General features: G+C 70.0%; 1 protein-coding gene. It reads right to left on the bottom strand.

What is annotated here, in order from left to right:
* Positions 1–1,618, bottom strand: a 1,618-nt coding sequence (locus ACQR10_RS32635; RefSeq protein ID WP_434912205.1) for a hypothetical protein, incomplete at both ends; no start/stop codon positions are given.

The following is a 1,618-nucleotide window of genomic DNA, read 5'->3' as shown; positions in this document are numbered from 1 at the left end:
CCGTTGTGGCAGGTCGCGCAGTTGGTGTCGGTGGCCTTGTGAGCGAATGCGCCGCCGCCCCAGCTGGTGAAGCCGCCCGAGGCCGCCTTGGCATGGCAGCTGACGCAGTCGGCGCCGCCGGTGGCGACGTGGTTCGGATACGACGCCGTGCCCAGCGCGCCCTTGGTGCCCTGGCCGGTGTAGGAGCCGTTGTGACAACTGTCGCAGCGCGCCGTCGCCACCGCGGCGTGGTTCATGGTGTAGGTCGTGAAGCTCGCCGCGGTGTTGCTGTGGCAGTTCGAGCATTGCAACGTCCCGGTCGGGATGTGCGGCGGCGTCGTCATGCCCTGCGCCGTCCTGCCGTTGTGGCAGGTGGAGCAATTGGTGTCGGTGGCCTTGTGAGCAAACGCCGCGCCGCCCCAGCTGGTGAAGCCGCCCGAGGCCGCCTTGGCGTGACAGCTGACGCAGTCGGCGCCGCCGGTTGGAACGTGGTTCGGATATGACGCCGTGCCCAGCGCCCCCTTGCTGCCCTGGCCGGTGTAGGAGCCGTTGTGGCAGCTGTCACAGCGCGCGGTCGCCACCGCGGCGTGGTTCATGGTGTAGGTCGCAAAGCTCGCCGCGGTGTTGCTGTGGCAGTTCGAGCACTGCAGCGTGCCGGTCGGAATGTGCGGCGGCGTGGTCATCCCCTGCGCCGTCTTGCCGTTGTGACAGGTCGCGCAGTTGGTGTCGGTCGCGGCATGCTTGAAGGCGGCGCCGCCCCAGCTGGTGAAGCCGCCGCTCGCCGCCTTGGCGTGACAGCTGACGCAGTCGGCGCCGCCGGTGGCGACGTGGTTCGGATATGACGCCGTGCCCATGGCCCCCTTGGTGCCCTGGCCGGTGTAGGAGCCGTTGTGGCAGCTGTCGCAGCGCGCCGTCGCCACCGCGGCGTGGTTCATCGTGTAGGTGGCAAAGCTCGCCGCGGTGTTGCTGTGGCAGTTCGAGCACTGCAGCGTCCCGGTCGGGATGTGCGGCGGCGTGGTCATGCCCTGCGCCGTCTTGCCGTTGTGACAGGTCGCGCAGTTGGTGTCGGTCGCGGCATGCTTGAAGGCCGCACCGCCCCAGCTGGTGAAGCCGCCCGAGGCCGCCTTGGCGTGGCAGCTGACGCAGTCGGCGCCGCCGGTGGCGACGTGGTTCGGGTACGACGCGGTGCCGAGCGCACCCTTGGTGCCCTGGCCGGTGAAGGAGCCGTTGTGGCAGCTGTCGCAGCGCGCCGTCGCCACCGCGGCGTGGTTCATGGTGTAGGTGGCAAAGCTCGCCGCGGTGTTGGTGTGGCAGTTCGAGCACTGCAGCGTCCCGGTCGGAATGTGCGGCGGCGTGGTCATCCCCTGCGCCGTCTTGCCGTTGTGACAGGTCGCGCAGTTGGTGTCGGTCGCGGCATGCTTGAAGGCGGCGCCGCCCCAGCTGGTGAAGCCGCCCGAGGCGGCCTTGGCGTGGCAGCTGACGCAGTCGGCACCGCCGGTGGCGACGTGGTTCGGATATGACGCCGTGCCCATGGCCCCCTTGGTGCCCTGGCCGGTGTAGGAGCCGTTGTGGCAGCTGTCGCAGCGCGCGGTCGCCACCGCGGCGTGGTTCATGGTGTAGGTCGTGAAGCTCGCCGCCG

It is taken from the genome of Bradyrhizobium sp. HKCCYLRH2060 (assembly GCF_051168135.1).
Lineage (GTDB): Bacteria > Pseudomonadota > Alphaproteobacteria > Rhizobiales > Xanthobacteraceae > Bradyrhizobium.
This window is presented reverse-complemented; position numbering and strand designations above follow the sequence as displayed.